Source organism: Nocardioides sp. (assembly GCF_035429765.1).
Lineage (GTDB): Bacteria > Actinomycetota > Actinomycetes > Propionibacteriales > Nocardioidaceae > Nocardioides.
The window spans coordinates 11022-12750 of the sequence record NZ_DAOMFK010000085.1; the positions used below are offsets into that span (position 1 = coordinate 11022).

The 1729-nt window shown below is 73.3% G+C and carries 2 protein-coding genes; both read right to left on the bottom strand.

Annotated elements, in window-relative coordinates:
- Positions 1–788, bottom strand: a 788-nt coding sequence (locus PLP61_RS09560) for a class I SAM-dependent methyltransferase (RefSeq protein ID WP_324502430.1), incomplete at its 3' end; no start/stop codon positions are given.
- A 114-nt stretch (positions 789–902) separates the two neighbouring features.
- The coding region (gene groEL / locus PLP61_RS09565) for a chaperonin GroEL (RefSeq protein WP_324502431.1) at positions 903–1729 on the bottom strand (827 nt) is incomplete at its 5' end.

Genomic DNA, 1729 nt, shown 5'->3' on the forward strand with positions numbered 1-1729 from the left:
GTCGTCTCGCCCGTCCGGGCCTGCTCCAGGATCTCCGCCGCCTTCCGGAGTACGCCGGGGCGCTCGGCCTCGGGGACGTGCGCCCACATCGCCCGCTGGCCGGTGGTCATCGAGAAGCGGTGCCACGCGGCCACGTCCTCGAAGCGGATCTCGACAGGCTCCACGACGGTGTCGACGCGGTCGGCCCCGGCCTCGCGCATCAGGTCGGCCATCCCCTCGTCGCTGGCGAAGGGCCCCCGGGCGCCGGTGGTCCGCGCGTCGAGCAGGTCCCCGGGGAGCCACGGCTCGAAGAGGGCGTCCAGGGCCCGCGAGGTGTCGTCGATCGGGCCGAAGGTGGTCAGGCCGACCCGGCCCCCGTCCGGACGCGCCCGGGCCACCCAGCCGGCCAGCGCGGCCGCCGGGTCAGGGAGGAAGAACAGCACCAGCGAGGAGGCGACCCGGTCGAAGCCGTCCCCGACGCTCAGCGCCGAGGCGTCGTCCACGACCACCGCCGCCCGGTGCCCGGCGGCCGCCAGCACCTGGCGGGTCGCCTCGGCCATCGCCGGGGACACGTCGACCGCAGTGACATGGCCGTTCTCCCCGACGGCCTGAGCCAGCGGCACCGTGACGGCGCCACGCCCGCACCCGACGTCCAGGACACGCTGCCCGACGCCCGGCTCCAGGAGCTCGACCAGACGTGCGCCCACCGGGCGGAAGAACTCCACCCCGGTCTGGTCGTAGCTGCCCGCGAGCGAGTCGAACAGCTCGGCGACCGACGGCTTCCCCGCGGAAGGTGGTGGACCGCTCATGACCCCCCACTCTCCCCTGCGCCGTCCGGGCGGGCAAGCCCCGAGAACGCAGCAGCGGGGCCCCGGTCCGAGGACCGGGACCCCGCTGGATGCGTGGGACGTGGGGACCTCCGGTCAGAAGTCCATGCCGCCCATGCCGCCGTCGCCGCCCGGCATCGGGGCGGCCTTCTCCGGCTTGTCCGCGACGACCGCCTCGGTGGTGAGGAAGAGCGCCGCGATGGAGGCGGCGTTCTGCAGCGCCGAGCGGGTGACCTTGGCCGGGTCGATGATGCCGGCGGCGATCATGTCGACGTACTCACCGCTGGCCGCGTCGAGACCGTGCCCGGCCTCCAGGTGGCGCACCTTCTCCGCGATGACGCCGCCCTCGAGGCCGGCGTTGACCGCGATCTGCTTCAGCGGAGCCTCGGTCGCCTTGCGGACGATCTCGGCGCCGACGGCCTCGTCACCGGTCAGCTCGAGCTTCTCGAACGCCACGTCGGCGGCCTGCAGCAGGGCCACGCCGCCACCGGCGACGATGCCCTCCTCCACGGCGGCCTTGGCGTTGCGCACGGCGTCCTCGATGCGGTGCTTGCGCTCCTTCAGCTCGACCTCGGTGGCCGCGCCGACCTTGATGACGGCGACGCCGCCGGCGAGCTTGGCCAGCCGCTCCTGCAGCTTCTCGCGGTCGTAGTCGGAGTCGGACTTCTCGATCTCGGCGCGGATCTGGTTCACCCGGCCGGAGATCTGGTCGGTGTCGCCGGCGCCCTCGACGATCGTGGTCTCGTCCTTGGTGATGACGACCTTGCGGGCCTGGCCGAGCATCTCGATGCCGGTCGACTCCAGCTTGAGGCCGACCTCCTCGGAGATGACCTGGCCGCCGGTGAGGATCGCGATGTCCTGCAGCATCGCCTTGCGGCGGTCGCCGAAGCCCGGGGCCTTGACGGCCACGGACTTGAAGGTGC